Source organism: Promicromonospora sp. NPDC057138, from assembly GCF_042670845.1.
Lineage (GTDB): Bacteria > Actinomycetota > Actinomycetes > Actinomycetales > Cellulomonadaceae > Promicromonospora.
Map to the genome: position 1 here is coordinate 164,266 of NZ_JBHUUX010000003.1, position 14,748 is coordinate 179,013.

The 14,748-nt window shown below is 71.7% G+C and carries 15 protein-coding genes; 4 read left to right on the plus strand and 11 right to left on the minus strand.

Translation table 11 applies throughout. The features are described 5' to 3' along the window. Positions 1–84: 84 nt before the first annotated feature. Positions 85–552: a winged helix-turn-helix transcriptional regulator gene (locus tag ACFT2C_RS03805; protein ID WP_377205675.1), complete on the plus strand. Its 468-nt coding sequence runs from the start codon at positions 85–87 to the stop codon at positions 550–552. Between the two features lie 18 nt (positions 553–570). On the opposite strand, the gene rph is transcribed toward ACFT2C_RS03805, so the two are convergent. Beyond that, complete coding sequence (gene rph / locus ACFT2C_RS03810) at positions 571–1,323, minus strand: ribonuclease PH (RefSeq protein ID WP_377205676.1); 753 nt, start codon at positions 1,321–1,323, stop codon at positions 571–573. A gap of 120 nt (positions 1,324–1,443) precedes the next feature. Here rph and murI point away from each other — a divergent pair, with 120 nt between their 5' ends. After that, the gene (gene murI, locus ACFT2C_RS03815; protein WP_377205677.1) at positions 1,444–2,247 is read left to right on the plus strand and encodes a glutamate racemase; all 804 of its coding nucleotides are present in this window, start codon (positions 1,444–1,446) and stop codon (positions 2,245–2,247) included. Beyond that, entirely contained in the window at positions 2,247–3,074 is an 828-nt protein-coding gene (locus ACFT2C_RS03820) for an MBL fold metallo-hydrolase (protein WP_377205678.1), read from the plus strand. Before murI ends, ACFT2C_RS03820 begins: the two co-directional genes overlap by 1 nt. A gap of 4 nt (positions 3,075–3,078) precedes the next feature. Here ACFT2C_RS03820 and ACFT2C_RS03825 read toward each other — a convergent pair whose 3' ends face one another. From ACFT2C_RS03825 to ACFT2C_RS03845, 5 genes are all read right to left on the minus strand, one after another. Next, the gene (locus tag ACFT2C_RS03825) at positions 3,079–3,837 is read right to left on the minus strand and encodes a DUF2017 family protein (protein ID WP_377205679.1); all 759 of its coding nucleotides are present in this window, start codon (positions 3,835–3,837) and stop codon (positions 3,079–3,081) included. Beyond that, positions 3,834–4,142 (minus strand): ATP-dependent Clp protease adapter ClpS, encoded by a 309-nt coding sequence (gene clpS, locus ACFT2C_RS03830; RefSeq protein WP_129787088.1) that lies wholly within the window; start codon positions 4,140–4,142, stop codon positions 3,834–3,836. Before clpS ends, ACFT2C_RS03825 begins: the two co-directional genes overlap by 4 nt. A gap of 183 nt (positions 4,143–4,325) precedes the next feature. After that, complete coding sequence (locus ACFT2C_RS03835; RefSeq protein WP_377205680.1) at positions 4,326–5,774, minus strand: nicotinate phosphoribosyltransferase; 1,449 nt, start codon at positions 5,772–5,774, stop codon at positions 4,326–4,328. 95 nt (positions 5,775–5,869) lie between these two features. After that, a complete protein-coding gene (locus tag ACFT2C_RS03840; RefSeq protein ID WP_377205681.1) occupies positions 5,870–7,675 on the minus strand; it encodes a DEAD/DEAH box helicase in 1,806 nt (601 codons plus the stop codon). Continuing rightward, on the minus strand, positions 7,672–7,974 hold the full coding sequence (locus ACFT2C_RS03845; RefSeq protein WP_377205682.1) for a DUF3039 domain-containing protein: 303 nt from the start codon (positions 7,972–7,974) through the stop codon (positions 7,672–7,674). Before ACFT2C_RS03845 ends, ACFT2C_RS03840 begins: the two co-directional genes overlap by 4 nt. Before the next feature lie 170 nt (positions 7,975–8,144). Between ACFT2C_RS03845 and ACFT2C_RS03850 the strand changes: the two genes are divergently transcribed. After that, positions 8,145–9,563, plus strand: a complete 1,419-nt coding sequence (locus ACFT2C_RS03850) for an AAA family ATPase (protein WP_377205683.1) — start codon at positions 8,145–8,147, stop codon at positions 9,561–9,563. A gap of 11 nt (positions 9,564–9,574) precedes the next feature. Here ACFT2C_RS03850 and nagB read toward each other — a convergent pair whose 3' ends face one another. The 5 genes from nagB to ACFT2C_RS03875 all read right to left on the minus strand — a co-directional run bounded on the left by nagB (position 9,575) and on the right by ACFT2C_RS03875 (position 14,663). Continuing rightward, positions 9,575–10,354, minus strand: coding sequence for a glucosamine-6-phosphate deaminase (gene nagB, locus ACFT2C_RS03855; protein ID WP_377205684.1), 780 nt, complete (start codon positions 10,352–10,354; stop codon positions 9,575–9,577). A 22-nt stretch (positions 10,355–10,376) separates the two neighbouring features. Beyond that, a complete protein-coding gene (locus tag ACFT2C_RS03860) occupies positions 10,377–11,369 on the minus strand; it encodes an ROK family protein (RefSeq protein ID WP_377205685.1) in 993 nt (330 codons plus the stop codon). 62 nt (positions 11,370–11,431) lie between these two features. Then, positions 11,432–12,286: a carbohydrate ABC transporter permease gene (locus ACFT2C_RS03865; RefSeq protein ID WP_377205686.1), complete on the minus strand. Its 855-nt coding sequence runs from the start codon at positions 12,284–12,286 to the stop codon at positions 11,432–11,434. Next, positions 12,283–13,230, minus strand: a complete 948-nt coding sequence (locus tag ACFT2C_RS03870; protein WP_377205687.1) for a carbohydrate ABC transporter permease — start codon at positions 13,228–13,230, stop codon at positions 12,283–12,285. The genes ACFT2C_RS03865 and ACFT2C_RS03870 overlap by 4 nt, the downstream gene beginning before the upstream one ends. Positions 13,231–13,370: 140 nt before the next feature. Next, positions 13,371–14,663, minus strand: a complete 1,293-nt coding sequence (locus tag ACFT2C_RS03875) for an extracellular solute-binding protein (protein ID WP_377205688.1) — start codon at positions 14,661–14,663, stop codon at positions 13,371–13,373. Positions 14,664–14,748 lie beyond the last annotated feature (85 nt).

Consider the following 14,748-nt stretch of genomic DNA (forward strand, 5'->3'; position numbering starts at 1 on the left):
CGGAGAGTCATCGGTCCGGCACCAACGAGTTTTCCGGGCCGGGGACGTCGGTCAGAAAGCGGGACTCGACGACGGGAGGGCATCATGAAGCGCGCGAGCGGCAAGTCCACCTGCCCGGTGAACTTCGGGCTGGAGGCGTTCGGCGACCCGTGGTCCCTGCTCGTGGTGCGCGACGTCGTCTACTTCGGCAAGCACACGTTCAACGAGTTCCTGGCATCCGACGAGGCCATCTCGCCGAGCGTGCTGTCCGCGCGCCTCGACTCGCTGACGGACGCCGGCATCCTGCGGCGGTCCTGCGACCCGGCCGACCGGCGCCGCGTGCGCTACGACCTCACGGAGCGCGGCCTCGGCCTGATCCCGATCATGGTCGAGATCGCCGAGTGGAGCGCCGCGCACGACCCCGACACGGTTGCGCCGGCGGACTGGATCGCCCTCGTCCACGAGAACAAGCCGGAGATGCTCCGGCGCTACACCGAGACGGTGCGCCGCGGCGGCAGCGTGTTCGTCGGCGAGGACAGCGTCGCCGCGCAGGTCGAGGCCGTGCGCGTCTAGGTCAGAGCCCCCGCGCGGTCAGAGCTCCCGCGCGAGGGCTTCCTGCTGAAGCTTGGCGAGCTCGGCGGTGCCGCCCACGGCGAGGTCGAGCAGCGAGTCGAGCTCGGCGCGGTCGAACGGCGCGTGCTCGGCGGTGCCCTGCACCTCGATGAACTTGCCGGCGCCCGTGACGACCACGTTCATGTCGGTCTCGGCGCGGACGTCCTCCACGTAGGGCAGGTCGAGCATCGGGGTGCCGTCGATGATGCCGACCGAGACGGCAGCGACCGAGTCGGACAGCACCTGCTTGCCGCCCTTGATGTGCCCGTGCCTGCGGCCCCAGGCGATCGCGTCGACGAGGGCCACGTAGGCGCCGGTGATCGCGGCGGTGCGGGTTCCGCCGTCGGCCTGGAGCACGTCGCAGTCCAGGACTATCGAGTTCTCGCCGAGCGCGCTCATGTCGACGACGGCGCGCAGCGACCGGCCGATGAGCCGCGAGATCTCGTGCGTGCGGCCGCCGATCTTGCCCTTCACGGACTCGCGCGGGCTGCGCTCGTTGGTGGCGCGCGGCAGCATCGCGTACTCGGCGGTGACCCAGCCCTCGCCGGAGCCCTTGCGCCAGCGCGGCACGCCCTCGGTGAACGACGCGACGCACAGCACGCGCGTGCGACCGAACTCCACGAGCACCGACCCCTCGGCCTCGTCGAGCCATCCCCGGGTGATCTTCACGGGGCGGAGCTGGTCGGTGGCGCGCCCGTCGGCGCGGACTACTGAGCTGGTGCTGGAGGTCATGCGCCCAGCCTAAGTGCTCGCGTCGGGGGCCGTTCTGACCTGCCGGAACGTGTCACGCGTCACGCGTGGCGCGGCTCACGAGCAACGGCGACCACACGTTGTCATCGCTAGGCTTCACCCGTGAACGACGCGCCCATCGGGATCTTCGACTCCGGCCTCGGCGGCCTCACGGTCGCGCGCGCCATCCTGGACCAGCTCCCCAACGAGCAGGTCCGGTATCTCGGCGACACCGTGAACAGCCCGTACGGCCCCAAGCCCATCGCCGCCGTGCGCGCCATGGCGCTGGACGCCATGGACCGGCTCGTGGCCGACGGCGTGAAGATGCTGGTCATCGCGTGCAACACGGCTTCGTCGGCGATGTACCGCGACGCCCGCGAGCGGTACACGCAGCGCCACGGCATCCCCGTGGTCGAGGTCATCCTGCCGGCGGCACGCGCCGCGGTGACCGCCACGCGGTCCGGCCGGATCGGCGTCATCGGCACGCGCACCACCGTCCAGTCCCGCGCGTACGACGACGCGTTCCACGTCACCCCCGGCCTGACGATCACGAGCCGGGCGTGCCCGGAGTTCGTGCGCTTCGTCGAGGAGGGCCGGACGTCCGGCCCCGAGGTGCAGAAGTTCGCGCACGAGTACCTCGACCCGGTCAAGGCGGCCGGCGTCGACACGCTCGTGCTGGGCTGCACGCACTACCCGCTGCTCGCCGGCGCCATCTCGTACGTCATGGGCGAGGAGGTCACGCTGGTCTCCAGCGCCGACGAGACCGCGAAGGACGTGTACCGCACGCTCGTGGAGCACGACCTGGAGCGCACGCCCGACGTCGGCGCGCCCGTGCACCGCTTCCTGACGACCGGCGACCCGGCGCCGTTCGGGCAGCTCGCCAGCCGGTTCCTCGGCCCCGAGGTCTCCCTCGTGGAGGCCATCTGATGCGGCTCGTCCCCCTCGGGGTGTCCGGGTCGTTCCCGGGTCCCACGACGCCCGCGTCGTCGTACCTGGTGCAGGTCTCGGCAGCGGAATCGGCCGCCGCCGGCCACGAGGCGCGCGACTGGAACGTCCTGCTCGACCTCGGCAACGGCGCGTTCGGCGCCCTGCAGCGGCACATGGACCCGATGGCGCTCGACGCGGTGTCCATCTCGCACCTGCATCCCGACCACTGCGCCGACCTCTCCGGCCTGTACGTGTACCTGCGGTACCACCCCGAGCGGGGCTCGCTGCGCACCGGCCGCCACGACGCGCCCCTGCCGGTCTTCGGCCCGTCGGCCGCCGAGCGGCACGTCGCGCTGTCCTCCGGGCTGAGCGAGGGCGAGTCCATGGAGAACGACTTCGACTTCCGGTCCTGGGCGGAGCACCGGTCGGCGCGGATCGGCCCCCTGACCATCGAGCCGCACCGGGTGTTCCACCCGGTCGAGACGTACGGCGTGCGGGTGACCGGCCCGTCGGCGTCGGGCGGGACGACGACGCTCGCGTACACGGGCGACACCGACGCCTGCCCCTCCGTGGTCGAGCTCGCGCGCGACGTCGACCTGCTGCTCAGCGAGGCCGCGTTCCTCGAGGGGCGCGACGACGTCGTCGAGAGCGGCATCCACCTCACCGGCCGGCGCGCCGGCCAGGTGGCGACCGACGCCGGCGCCCGCCGCCTGCTCCTCACCCACCTGCCCGTGTGGAACGACCCGGCGGACACCCTCGCCGAGGCGCGCGGCTCCTACGCGGGCCCGGTGGAGATCGCGGAGCCGGGCAAGATCTACGAGCTCTGAGCTGTCAGTTGGCGCCCGGAGGGCGCCGTCCGCGCAGCTCCGCGAGCATCACGTCCATCAGGGTCTCCTGGGCGTAGCCCGCAGCGACGAACACCCCCGACCAGAAGCGCCGGGCGGCGCGGCCGTCGGTCGCCACCGGGATCTCGCGGCCGGCCTGCCGGTCCCACATGATCTCGTCGGTGAGCTGCATGACCTGGTCGTCAGTCTTCAGGCCGAGCCGCTCCGCGATCACGAGCCGCACGTCGGTGAGCGCCCCCGCGAACCGCTCGGCGTCCTCGCGCGGGACCCGCACCGGCGGCGGCGCCCCGTGCCGGCCCAGCGGCGACGGCGCGTCGTCGCCCGTGGGCAGGTCGAGCACCGCGGCGAACGCCTCGAGCCGGTCCACCTTCGTTCTCGCGACGTCGTTCTGCGTCAGCCGGCGGAACTCCGCGGCCATCTCCGAGTCGTCCTTGCTCGCGTCCGGCAGGAGCCGCCGCGCCGCGGGATCGGTCGGGATGCGTCCCACACCGGTCACGCCGGTCAGGCGCGCCAGGTCGGCGTCCGTCAGCTCGTCCGGGGCGAGCAGGCCGTTGGCCCACGCCTGCCCCTTGCCCGGTCCGGGATGCGTCGACGGGCCCGGATCGTCACCGTCGTCGAACAGGTCGAGGCCCGCCTCCTCGCGCAACATGTCCGCGACGTCGCGCGCCACCCGGGCCAGCACGATCCGCTCCACCGGCTCGAACCTGGCCTCGTAACCCCGCCGCATGGCGCGGAACGGAGTCATGCGGCTCCCCGCGCGCCCGACTCCTGCAGCGTCGCCCACAAACCGAACCCATGCATCGCCTGTACGTCCACCTCCATGCGCTCGCGCCCACCACTGGACACGACTGCGCGACCGTTCTTGTGCACCTGAGTCATCAGCCGTTCTGCCTTGACACGCGGGTACCCGAAGTAGCTCTCGAACACGTACGTCACGTACGACATCAGGTTCACCGGGTCGTTCCAGACGATCGTCACCCACGGGTCAGCGACCCCCGAGGCGAGGTCTGCATCGGTGTCCTCCTCGACGGCCGTCCCGGCTGACCCCAGGGGCGTGAGCAGCGGCGGTGGGGAAGAAGTCACAGGTCTCACTCTAGGCGATTTCGTCCCTCGGCTGGACACCCCTGTACAAGATTTTCGCGAAGTTGTCGCCGGGCTGTGACCTGCAACCCGCAGCGGGTCACAGGTGGCTCCCAGATCGGTCCCGACGCAGGTCCGAACGTCGGTCCATGTTCAGTCGAGCAGGCTCTCCAGCCGCAGGTCCACGGTCGGGATCGCCGGGTCGCCGTCCGACAGGCGGCGCGCGCCGCGCGGCAGCTCCGCGCGCACCATGCCGTGGTTGATCGCGGCGTTCGCCACCCCGTACGGGCCCACCCAGCGGGAGTCGACGGCGCCGTCGACGACCATCGGGGCCAGCAGCGGCCGCAGGTCGTCGCTCTGCGGCGCCCACTCGGCCACCGCGTCGTCCGGGCCGGTCACCATGATCTCCTCGACGGCGTGCCCGTCGCGGCCGTAGCGCCGCGCGGCGGCCTTGCGCCCGCCCCGGGACGCCTTGTTCGCCGAGGCCTTGGCCACCGGCTGCAGCACGCCCGACGCGTCGGCGCGCGCCACCAGCTTGTAGACCATGCCGCAGGTCGGCGCGCCCGAGCCGGTCACGAGCGCCGTCCCGACGCCGTACATGTCCACCGGCGCCGCGGCCAGGGCCGCTATCGCGAACTCGTCGAGGTCGGAGGTGACCACGATCTTCGTGTTCCGGGCGCCGAGGTCGTCGAGCTGCCGGCGCACCTCCTGTGCCAGGACGCCGAGGTCACCCGAGTCCAGGCGCACGGCGCCGAGCCCGGTACCCGCCACGTCGACGGCGGTCGCCACGCCCCGCTTCACGTCGTACGTGTCGACGAGCAGGGTGGTGCCGGGACCCAGCGCGGCGACCTGCGAGGCGAACGCCTCCCGCTCGGTGTCGTGCAGCAGCATGAACGCGTGCGCGGCGGTACCGATGGTGTCCAGCCCGTACCGCATGCCGGCCTCGAGGTTGGACGTGCCGGCGAACCCGCCGATCACGGCTGCCCGGGCCGCCGCCACGGCGGCCTGCTCGCTCGCCCGGCGGGAGCCCATCTCCAGCACGGGGCGGCCGCCGGCCGCGCTCGTCATGCGCGACGCCGCCGACGCCACCGCGGAGTCGTAGTTCAGGATCGACAGGATCAGGGTCTCCAGCAGCACCGACTCGGCGAACGTGCCCTCGACCTGCAGCACGGGCGAGCCGGGGAAGAACACCTCGCCCTCGGCGTACCCCTGGATGGTCCCCGTGAAGCGGTAGTTCGCGAGGTAGTCGAGAGTCCTGCGGTCCACCACGCCGTTCGCCTCGAGGAACGCCAGCTCGGCGTCCTCGAACACGAAGTGTGGCAGCGCTTCCAGGACGCGACCCGTCCCTGCCAGGACACCGTAGCGGCGCCCGGCCGGGAGGCGCCGCGTGAACACCTCGAAAACGCAGTGCCGGTGGGCCGTGCCGTCCGCGAGAGCCGCCTGGAGCATGGTGAGCTCATAGCGGTCGGTCAGGAGCGCGACCGACGGGCGCACCGCCGGCAGAGGTGCTGCGGGAAGCGGCCGGGGCTCGTTGACACCGTTGTCGAACGCAGGCCACGAGTCTGTGAGCGGGGCGCCGATGCCCCGAAGCTCGTCGGTCATGCACTCACGGTAGGCCAGAGAACCGACCCGGGTGGCGCGAACCGGGCCGTGGCGGCCCCCTGTCTCAACATGCGGATCCTCGTGCTCCTGTGCTGCTACTTCTGCCCGACGAACCAGCGCCGGACCTGGGCCACGCGTGCCGCCAGCTGGTCGGCCGTCGCGAGCGGCACCTCCGGCCCGCCGCACGTGCGGCGCAGCTCGGTGTGGACCATGCCATGCGGCTGCCCGCTGCGCTTTGCCCAGGCGGAGACGAGCTTGGACAGCTCCTTGCGCAGCTCCGCCGCGCGGCGGTGCTCCTGCTCGGACCGCTCGTTCTCCACCTCGCGGGACGTCGGCGCTCCCCCGCGCGCCTTGAGGTGGTCCGCCTGGCGCTGCCGCAGGAGCGTGGCCACCTGGTCGGGCTCCAGGAGGCCGGGCAGGCCGAGGAAGTCCAGCTCCTCGGCGGAGCCGAGGTCCGCGCTCGTGCCGAACTCGCCGCCGTCGAACAGGACCCGGTCGAACGAGGCCTGGGCCTCCAGCGCCTGGAAGGAGCCCAGCAGCTCGCTCGACGCCTTCTCCTCCTTGTTGGCCTCCGCGATGAGCGCGGCCTCCGGGTCGTACTCGATGCCCTGCTCCTCGGCCGTACGCGGCCGGTCGAGCGCATGGTCGCGCTCCTGCTCCATCGAGCTCGCCAGGTTGAGCAGCGGCGCGACGCTCGGCAGGAAGATCGACGCCGTCTCGCCGCGCTTGCGCGCTCGCACGAACCGGCCGATCGCCTGCGCGAAGTACAGCGGCGTCGAGGCGCTCGTGGCATAGACCCCGACGGCGAGGCGCGGCACGTCCACGCCCTCCGACACCATGCGCACCGCCACCATCCAGCGGTCCTCGCTCTGCGCGAACTCCTCGATGCGCCCGGAGGCGCCCTCGTCGTCGGACAGGACGACGGTGGGGCGCTTGCCCGTGATCTCCTGCAGGTGCGTGGCGTAGGCGCGCGCGTTGTCCTGGTCGGTGGCGATCACCAGGCCGCCGGCGTCGGGCACCGTGCGGCGCACCTCGGCCAGGCGCTTGTCCGCGGCCGAGAGCACCGACGGGATCCACTGCCCCTCCGGGTCCAGCGCGGTACGCCACGCCTGCCCCGTCATGTCCTTGGTCATGGCCTCGCCGAGCCGGGCGCTGACCTCGTCGCCCATCTTGGTGCGCCAGCGCATGTCGCCCGCGTAGGACATGAACAGGACGGGCCGGACCACATGGTCGCGCAGGGCCTCGCCGTAGCCGTAGGTGTAGTCCGCCTTGGAGCGGCGGATGCCCTCGGCGTCGGCCTCGTACTCCACGAACGGGATGGCTGACGTGTCGCTGCGGAACGGGGTGCCGGTGAGCGCCAGCCGGCGCTCGGCCACCTCGAAGGCCTCGCGGACGGCGTCGCCCCAGCTCAGGGCGTCACCGCCGTGGTGCACCTCGTCCAGGATGACGAGGGTGCGCGCGGCCTCCGTACGGGCGCGGTGGAGCGCCGGCTTGGCCGCCACCTGCGCGTAGGTGAGGGCGACGCCGTCGTAGTGCGAGCCGTGCCGGCCCTGCGAGTTCTTGAACTGCGGGTCGATGCGGATGCCGACGCGCGCTGCGGCGTCGGCCCACTGGGTCTTCAGGTGCTCGGTGGGCGCCACGACCGTGACTCGCCGGACGATGCCCTGCTCGAGGAGCTCGGTGGCGATGCGGAGCGCGAACGTCGTCTTGCCCGCGCCGGGGGTGGCGACGGCCAGGAAGTCCCGCGGGCTCGCCTCGCGGTACTGCTCCAGGGCCTCCGCCTGCCAGGCGCGCAGACTCGACGCCGTGCCCCAGGGGGCACGGCGCGGAAAGGCAGGGCTGAGCGACGATGCGGCCGCAGACGACGGTGTGTGGGGCAGCTGCTGCGGCTGGCTCGTCACTTCGAGGAGTCGCCCTCGCCGCCATCCTGCGGGTCACGGAGACCGTCATAGATCTCCTTGCACCGGGGACACACCGGGAACTTGCCCGGATCCCGGCCCGGGACCCAGACCTTGCCGCAGAGCGCGATCACGGGCTTGCCGCTCATGGCGGACTGCATGATCTTCTCCTTGCGCACATAGTGCGCAAAGCGCTCGTGGTCTCCGGGCTCGGTCTCCTGCCGGGTCTCCTCGCGCTCGAGGACGCTCGTACCGCCCTGCGTGCGGGGGTCGTCCTGCGGGTTCGAGAGTGGTTCGGTCATGGCGAGGAGTCTACGCGGGACCACTGACACCCACTCCAGCGGCAAGCGCTCCGGGACCGGTTTCGGGGCAGGTCCGGGACCGTTCTGGGCCAGGTCCGGGAGCACGACCGCACGATTTCGGCCGCGGAAAGCCTTGCGGTGGTGTCGGTGACCCCGGCTATAACTGTCGCATGTCACATCCGCGCCCCGAGAGGAGCCTCACCCTGCCCGACGACGGCACCGTCTCCCCTGCCCGCCTCGCCGACACCCTGTCCACCGCGCTCTCCGCCGACCTCGCCGACGGGCTCCCCCGCGGCCTGCCCGATCCCGTCTGGCCCGACTTCGGCGACCACGACGAGGCCGCGCGCCGCGCCGTGGCCGCGGTGGCCGCCATGCTCGGCCGCCCCGTCCCCGAACGCCCCAAGGACCCGCGCTCGTCGAGCGAGTGGCTCAGCCGCCGGTGGGACGTCAAGGAGAGCGCGCTCGTCAACGTCTCGCGCGACATGTCGCGCACCCTGCAGCGCCTGCACGCCTACGCCCTCCAGCTCTGGGTCGAGCGGCACCCGGACGAAGTCTCCCTGTTCGGCCCGGGCGGTGCCCCGCAGCGCGCCGCGCTCGACCTGGGCAACGGCACCTCGGTGAGCGTGCCCGCCGTGGCCGCCGTCCTGTTCCCGGCCGGGTCCGCGTACGAGACGCCCGTGGCCGTCGAGGTGGCGTACCGGTACGGGACGCCTACGGTCACGGCCTTCGCCCCGCCGGGCGGCCTCGCGCTCGCCGAGCAGGTCCTCGCGGACCTGACGCGCACGCTGGAGACCGAGCATCCCTACCGCGGCGGCGTCCTGTCGGCGCGGGCGTCGACCGGCGCCGTCGAGCTGACGCCGGTCAAGCACACCGTGCAGGCGCGCGGCGACGTCGTGCTGCCCGCCGAGCTGTGGCGCGAGGTCGACCTGTTCTGCTCCAGCGTCACCACCCGCCGGGACGCGCTGCGGGCGCTGGGCCACACGACATCACGCGGCATGCTGCTGGCCGGCAAGCCGGGCGTCGGCAAGACGAAGCTCACGCGCGTGATCGCCACGGAGCTCGCCGGGCCGCTCACCGTCGTGCTCGTCACGGCCGAGGTGCTGCGCACCTGGATGACCGAGCTGTACGAGGAGATCCGCGGCCTGGGCCCGTGCCTGGTGGTGCTGGAGGAGATCGACTCCGTGGCGTCCAAGGGCTCGCGCGGGGACACGTCGTTCGCCGAGTTCCTCGACGCCCTGGACGGCACCCGCAGCTCGGACGACGTGCTCACCGTCGCCACCACGAACGACCCCGAGGCCCTGGACCCGGCCGTCAAGCGCCCCGGCCGCTTCGACACGATCATCGAGGTGCCGCCGCCGGACCTCGCCGGCCGCACCGAGATCCTGCGGCTCTTCCTGCCGCCGCAGACCCCGGTCGACGTCGGCCTGGTCGCCTCCTACCTCGACGGCGCCACGGGCGCGGACCTGCGCGAGGTGGCCCGGCGCTCGATCCTGGAGCACGGCCCCGACGGCCTGAGCACCGACCGGGTCACCGACGTCGCGACGTCGGGCCGGTGGAAGCCCGCACCCGTGGCGGGGAACTACCTCTAGGGCCTGACCGGTCAGAGGCCCTGCCAGTCCGGCTTGTCGGCGAAGGTCTGCCGGTAGTAGTCGGCGAGCTGCAGGCGGGACGCCGCCGCGTCGTCGACCAGCACGGTCGCGTGCGGGTGCAGCTGCATGATGGTGGCGGGCCACATCGCCGAGATCGGGCCCTCCACCAGCTGGTGCACCGCCTCGGCCTTGGCGCGCCCGGACGCCAGGAGCACCAGGTGCCGCGCCGACATGATCGTGGCCAGGCCCTGGGTGAGGCAGTGCCGGGGCACGTCGTCGATCGAGCCGCCGAAGAACCGCGCGTTGTCCTCGCGGGTCTGCTTCGTCAGGGTCTTGATCCGGGTGCGGGACGCGAGCGACGAGCCCGGCTCGTTGAACGCGATGTGCCCGTCGGTGCCGATGCCGAGGATCTGCAGGTCGACGCCGCCGGCGTCGGCGATGCTCGCCTCGTACGCGGCGCAGGCCGCCGGGAGGTCGGCGGCGAGGCCGTCCGGGCCCTGCACCGCGCCGGGTGCCAGGTCGACCCGCGACGCGAACTCCTTCTCGATGACGTTGCGGTACCGCTCCGGGTGGTCCGCGGGCAGGCCCACGTACTCGTCGAGCATGAACGCCCGGGCCCGCGCGAACGAGAGCCCCTCCTCGTGCCGGCGCGCCAGCTCGTCGTACACCGCGAGCGGCGACGACCCGGTGGCCAGCCCCAGCACCGCCTCGGGGTGGGCCCGCACCAGGTCTTCGACGGCGTCCGCCGCCAGCCGGGCGAGCTCGCCCGGGGGCGCGATCACGACCTCCATCAGCTTCTCCTCCCGAGCTCCATCAGTTTCTCCTCCCGAGGACAGCGGCGCCGACGGCCGCGACCGGAACGTGGGTCGGCGCGAGCCGGACCCGCTCCGCCAGCTTGAGCGAACCCAGGAACGGCGACACCTTGGCCTGCTCGCGCAGCGCGTCCTGCACCGCGTCCAGCAGCTCCGTGCCGAGCTGGGCCACGCCGCCGCCGAGCACCACGTGGCGCACGTCGGTGGTCAGCACCAGCAGCCGCACGGCCGCGGCCGTCGCGGACGCGAACCTGTCCTTGACCACCATCGCCTCCTCGTCGCCGGCGCGCGCCGCCTCGAAGAGCTCGACCGGCGACGGCTTGCCGTGCCGCGACGGCCACGCCGCCTCCAGCGCCTTGCCCGACGCGAACCGCTCCAGGCAGCCGCGCTGCCCGCACGGGCACTCCGGCCCGAGCGGGTCCACGGGGATGTGCCCGATCTCCCCCGCCGCGCCGCTGGCGCCGCGCCGGAGCTGCCCGTCGAGCACGAGGCCGGACGCGAGGCCCGTGCCGAGCGCGAGGAACGCGAGGTCCTCGTTGGCGCCTGCCTCGTCGGCCGACCGCTCCAGCACGTGCGCCGCGCCGACGGCGGCAACGTTGAGGTCGTTCTCGACCACCACGGGCACCCCGCTCAGCTCGGCGGACAGCAGGTCGGCGAGCGCGAGCTCGTCGTCGTGCACGCCGAGGTTCACCGCGTGCTTCACCGTCCCGGACCGGTGGTCGACGATGCCGGGGATACCCAGCCCGACGCCCGCCAGCAGCGCTATGTCGACCCCGCCGGACGCGACGACGTCGCGCACCGCCTGCGCCGCGCCCGCGATCAGCCCGTCGGCGCCGTGCACCGTTGACCGGCGCACCGTGGCGACCACCTCGCCCTCCGGGTCGAGGAGCGCGCCGAGAATCTTGGTGCCGCCGATATCGAGGCCGACCGTGTACGCGGGCTCCCGCCCGGAACCGGTCCGGGCGCTCCCCATCCCCTTGCCGACCTTTCCCATCCCAACCTTTCGCATGCGAGGCCCGCCCCTGCTGGACGTGCCTGTCGTGGACCTGCCGCCCATCAGCCCTTCACCGCGCCGGACACCAGACCACCGGTCATCCGGCCCTGCACGATCAGGAAGAAGATCACCGCGGGGATCGCGATGAGCACCGACGCCGCCATGACCGCACCCCAGTTGGTGGCCTGCGTGGCCTGGAGGAACGTGCGCAGCCAGAGCGGCAGCGTCATCGCCTCGGGCCGTTGCATGATCACCAGCGCCGTGACGAACTCGTTCCACGCCTGGATGAAGGCGAACACGCCGGTGGCGACCAGACCCGGGGCGAGCAACGGGAACGTGACCCGCCAGAACGCGCCGGTCCGGGAACACCCGTCGATCATCGCGGCCTCCTCCAGCTCCTTGGGTACACCGTTGACGAATCCGCGCAGCGTCCAGATGGTGAACGGCAGCACGCCGGCCGTGTACACGAGCGTCAGGCCGATGATCGTGTTGAGCAGCTGCCAGCCGTCGATGATCCGGAACATCGAGACGATCATCGCCTCTCCCGGGATCATCTGGACAACGAGGATCAGCACGATGAACGTCCGGCGGCCCTTGAACTGGAACCTCGTGAGGGCCAGCGCCGCGACGAAGCCCACGACCAGGGCGATCACGAGGGTCAGGAACGTGACCCCTATCGAGTTCAGGACGGCCGGCGGGAACGGGGCCCGCTGCTGGCCGAACATCGCGGCGCGGTAGTTGTCCAGCGTGAACAGGTCCGGCGTCGGGAAGAACGCCAGGTCCTCGCCACGGATCCGGCTGTTCGGCAGGAACGACGTGCTGACCATCCAATACACCGGGAAGGCCGAGAACGCGAAGACGATGAGGGCCAGGACGCCGAACCCGGTGTCGGCGAGGCGCTTGCGGACAGTGATCACAGCTCTTCCTCCCGCAGCGTGCGCCGCACATAGGGGTACGCGATGGCCAGCATGACGACCACGAAGATGACGCCGATCGCGCTCGCCAGGCCGTAGTGTCCCTGCGCCATGCCCGTCTGGTAGATGTAGACGCCGATGGTGTTGGTCACCTCGCGGTCGCCGCCGATGTCCTGCAGCACGAACACCTGCGTGAACACCTTCAGGTCCCAGATCATCGACAGGATCACAAGGACCGTGATGATGCTGCGCACGTACGGCACCTGGATGAGCCGGAAGCGCTGGAAGGCGCTCGCGCCATCGAGCTGCGCGGCCTCGATCACCTCCTCGGGGATCTGCGTGAGGCCCGCGTACAGCGTGAACGCGACGAACGGCACGGCGCCCCACACGACGATGCAGGTCAGGATCAGGTAGAACGACCACGGGTTGAGCAGCCAGGAATGGCCGAACCACCGGTCGCCGGTGATCGCCGTGAGCAGGTTGTTGATCACGCCGTACTGGGTGTCGAAGACCCAGCCCCACACTGTGGTGGCGGCCAGCGACGGCATGGCCCACGCCAGCAGCAGGCCCACGGACACGAGGAGCCGCATGCCCTTCCCGATGCGGATCATGAGCAGCGCCACGAGCATGCCGAGCACGAGGGTGACGACCACGAGGACGACCATGAGCGCGAAGCTGCGCGCCAGCACGGGCCAGAAGCCGTCGACGTCGGTCAGCACCGTCGCGTAGTTGTCGAGGCCAACCCACTCGGCGGGCAGGCCCATGAGCTGGGCGCGCTCGTACTCCTGGAACGACATGACGACCAGCCGGAGGACCGGGTATCCCGTCAGCACGCCGAGGATGACCATCGTGGCCGACAGCAGGAGCCACGGCAGGAACGGCTTCCGGCTCGGTTGCCGGATCTCTTGGCGCGGTGGCGCCGGTGGGTCGAGAACTGTGGTGCTCATGTCCTGTCTTCCTCGGAGGCGGTCGACAGCCCCTCCGCTGGAAGAGCGACCGCGAGCATCAGGCGGGCAGTGGTGTCCCGTCCCGCCCGGGCTTTCTGGGGCCGCGCCGGGCGGGACGGGATGTCTGACGCTGACCAAGGTCAGCTGTTGAGGATCTCCTCGATGTCCGCGTCGAGCTTCTCGGCGACGGTCTTGACGTCCTCGCCGGACGCGATCTTCGTGAAGGCGGTCTGCAGCAGCTTCTTGGACTCGACGTCCGCCCACTTCGGGGAGGCCGGGGTGAGCCTGGCGTTGGCGGCCGCCTCGGCGGCGGCCTTGCCGATCGACGTCGACTGGTCGACCTTCTCGAAGAGTGACGTCTTGGCCGGGAAGAGGCCGATGCCGGCGAGGATCGACTGGTACTCGTCGCTGAGCAGGATCTCGTAGGCGCTCATCGCGAGGTCCGGACGTGCCGACTTCGCCGCGATGGCGATGTTTGAGCCGCCGGCGAACACCTGCGCGGCGCCGCCGTCCTTGCCCGGCAGGGCCATGCCCTGGAGGTCCTTGCCATAGGTGGACGCGCAGCCCGGCACGCCCTCAGGCTCCTTGGGCTTCTCCGGGGCGTTGATGGACCACTGGATCCAGCTCGGCGCCGAGAGGAAGGCGACCTTGCCCTCGCAGAACGGCACCTGCAGGTCGGTCTCCTGGGCGTCGGCCGGGGCGTTGTTGCCCTTGGTCATGATGGTCTGGATCTGCTCGAGTCCGGCGAGGCCGCCCTCGGAGGAGAAGCCCGCGTCCCAGGTGCCGTCGTCGGCCTGCTCCGCGACGTAGCCGCCGTTCTCCCAGATGAAGGGCAGCGCGTTGTACCAGTCCTGGCCGGGCCAGTAGACGCCGGACAGGTCGTCGGTCTTCAGGTCGACGGCGGTGTCGACGTACTCGTCGAGCGTGGTCGGCACCTTGGTGTCGCCCAGGACCTGCTCGGAGTAGAAGACGACGCGCGAGCCCGAGTAGTACGGCAGGGCGTAGTGCTTGCCCTCCCAGTCGCCGGCCTCGACGAAGCCCGGCAGCAGGTCCGAGCCGCCCAGGTTCTCGAACTCGTCAGGGGTGATCTCGCGGAAGTAGCCGTTCGAGGTGAACGCGGCGGCCTGGGTGTTGCCGATCTCGACCACGTCGGGGGCGTCGGAGCCGGCCAGCGCCGTCGTGTACTTGTCGACCAGGCCGTCCCAGGCCTGCTCCTCGATGACGAGGGTGCTGCCGGGGTTCTCCTCCTCGAAGGTCTTCTTCAGGTAGTCGCGCGCTTCCTTGGGCGTGTCGGTGCCGACGAGCCAGACCCGGACCTCGCCGGGGCCGGTCTCCTCGGCGGTCGGGGCGCCGCCCGCGTTACCGCACGCGCTGAGCGCGAGAGTCAGGGTGATCGCCGACGCCGCAGCGCCGACGAGTCGGTTTCTGTTCACGTGTCTTCCTCCCGGGATGCGACTGTGTGTCGCAGTGCCTGATGAAAAGCGGTGCATGGTGAGAGCTCGAGCGGAAGCTCGATGA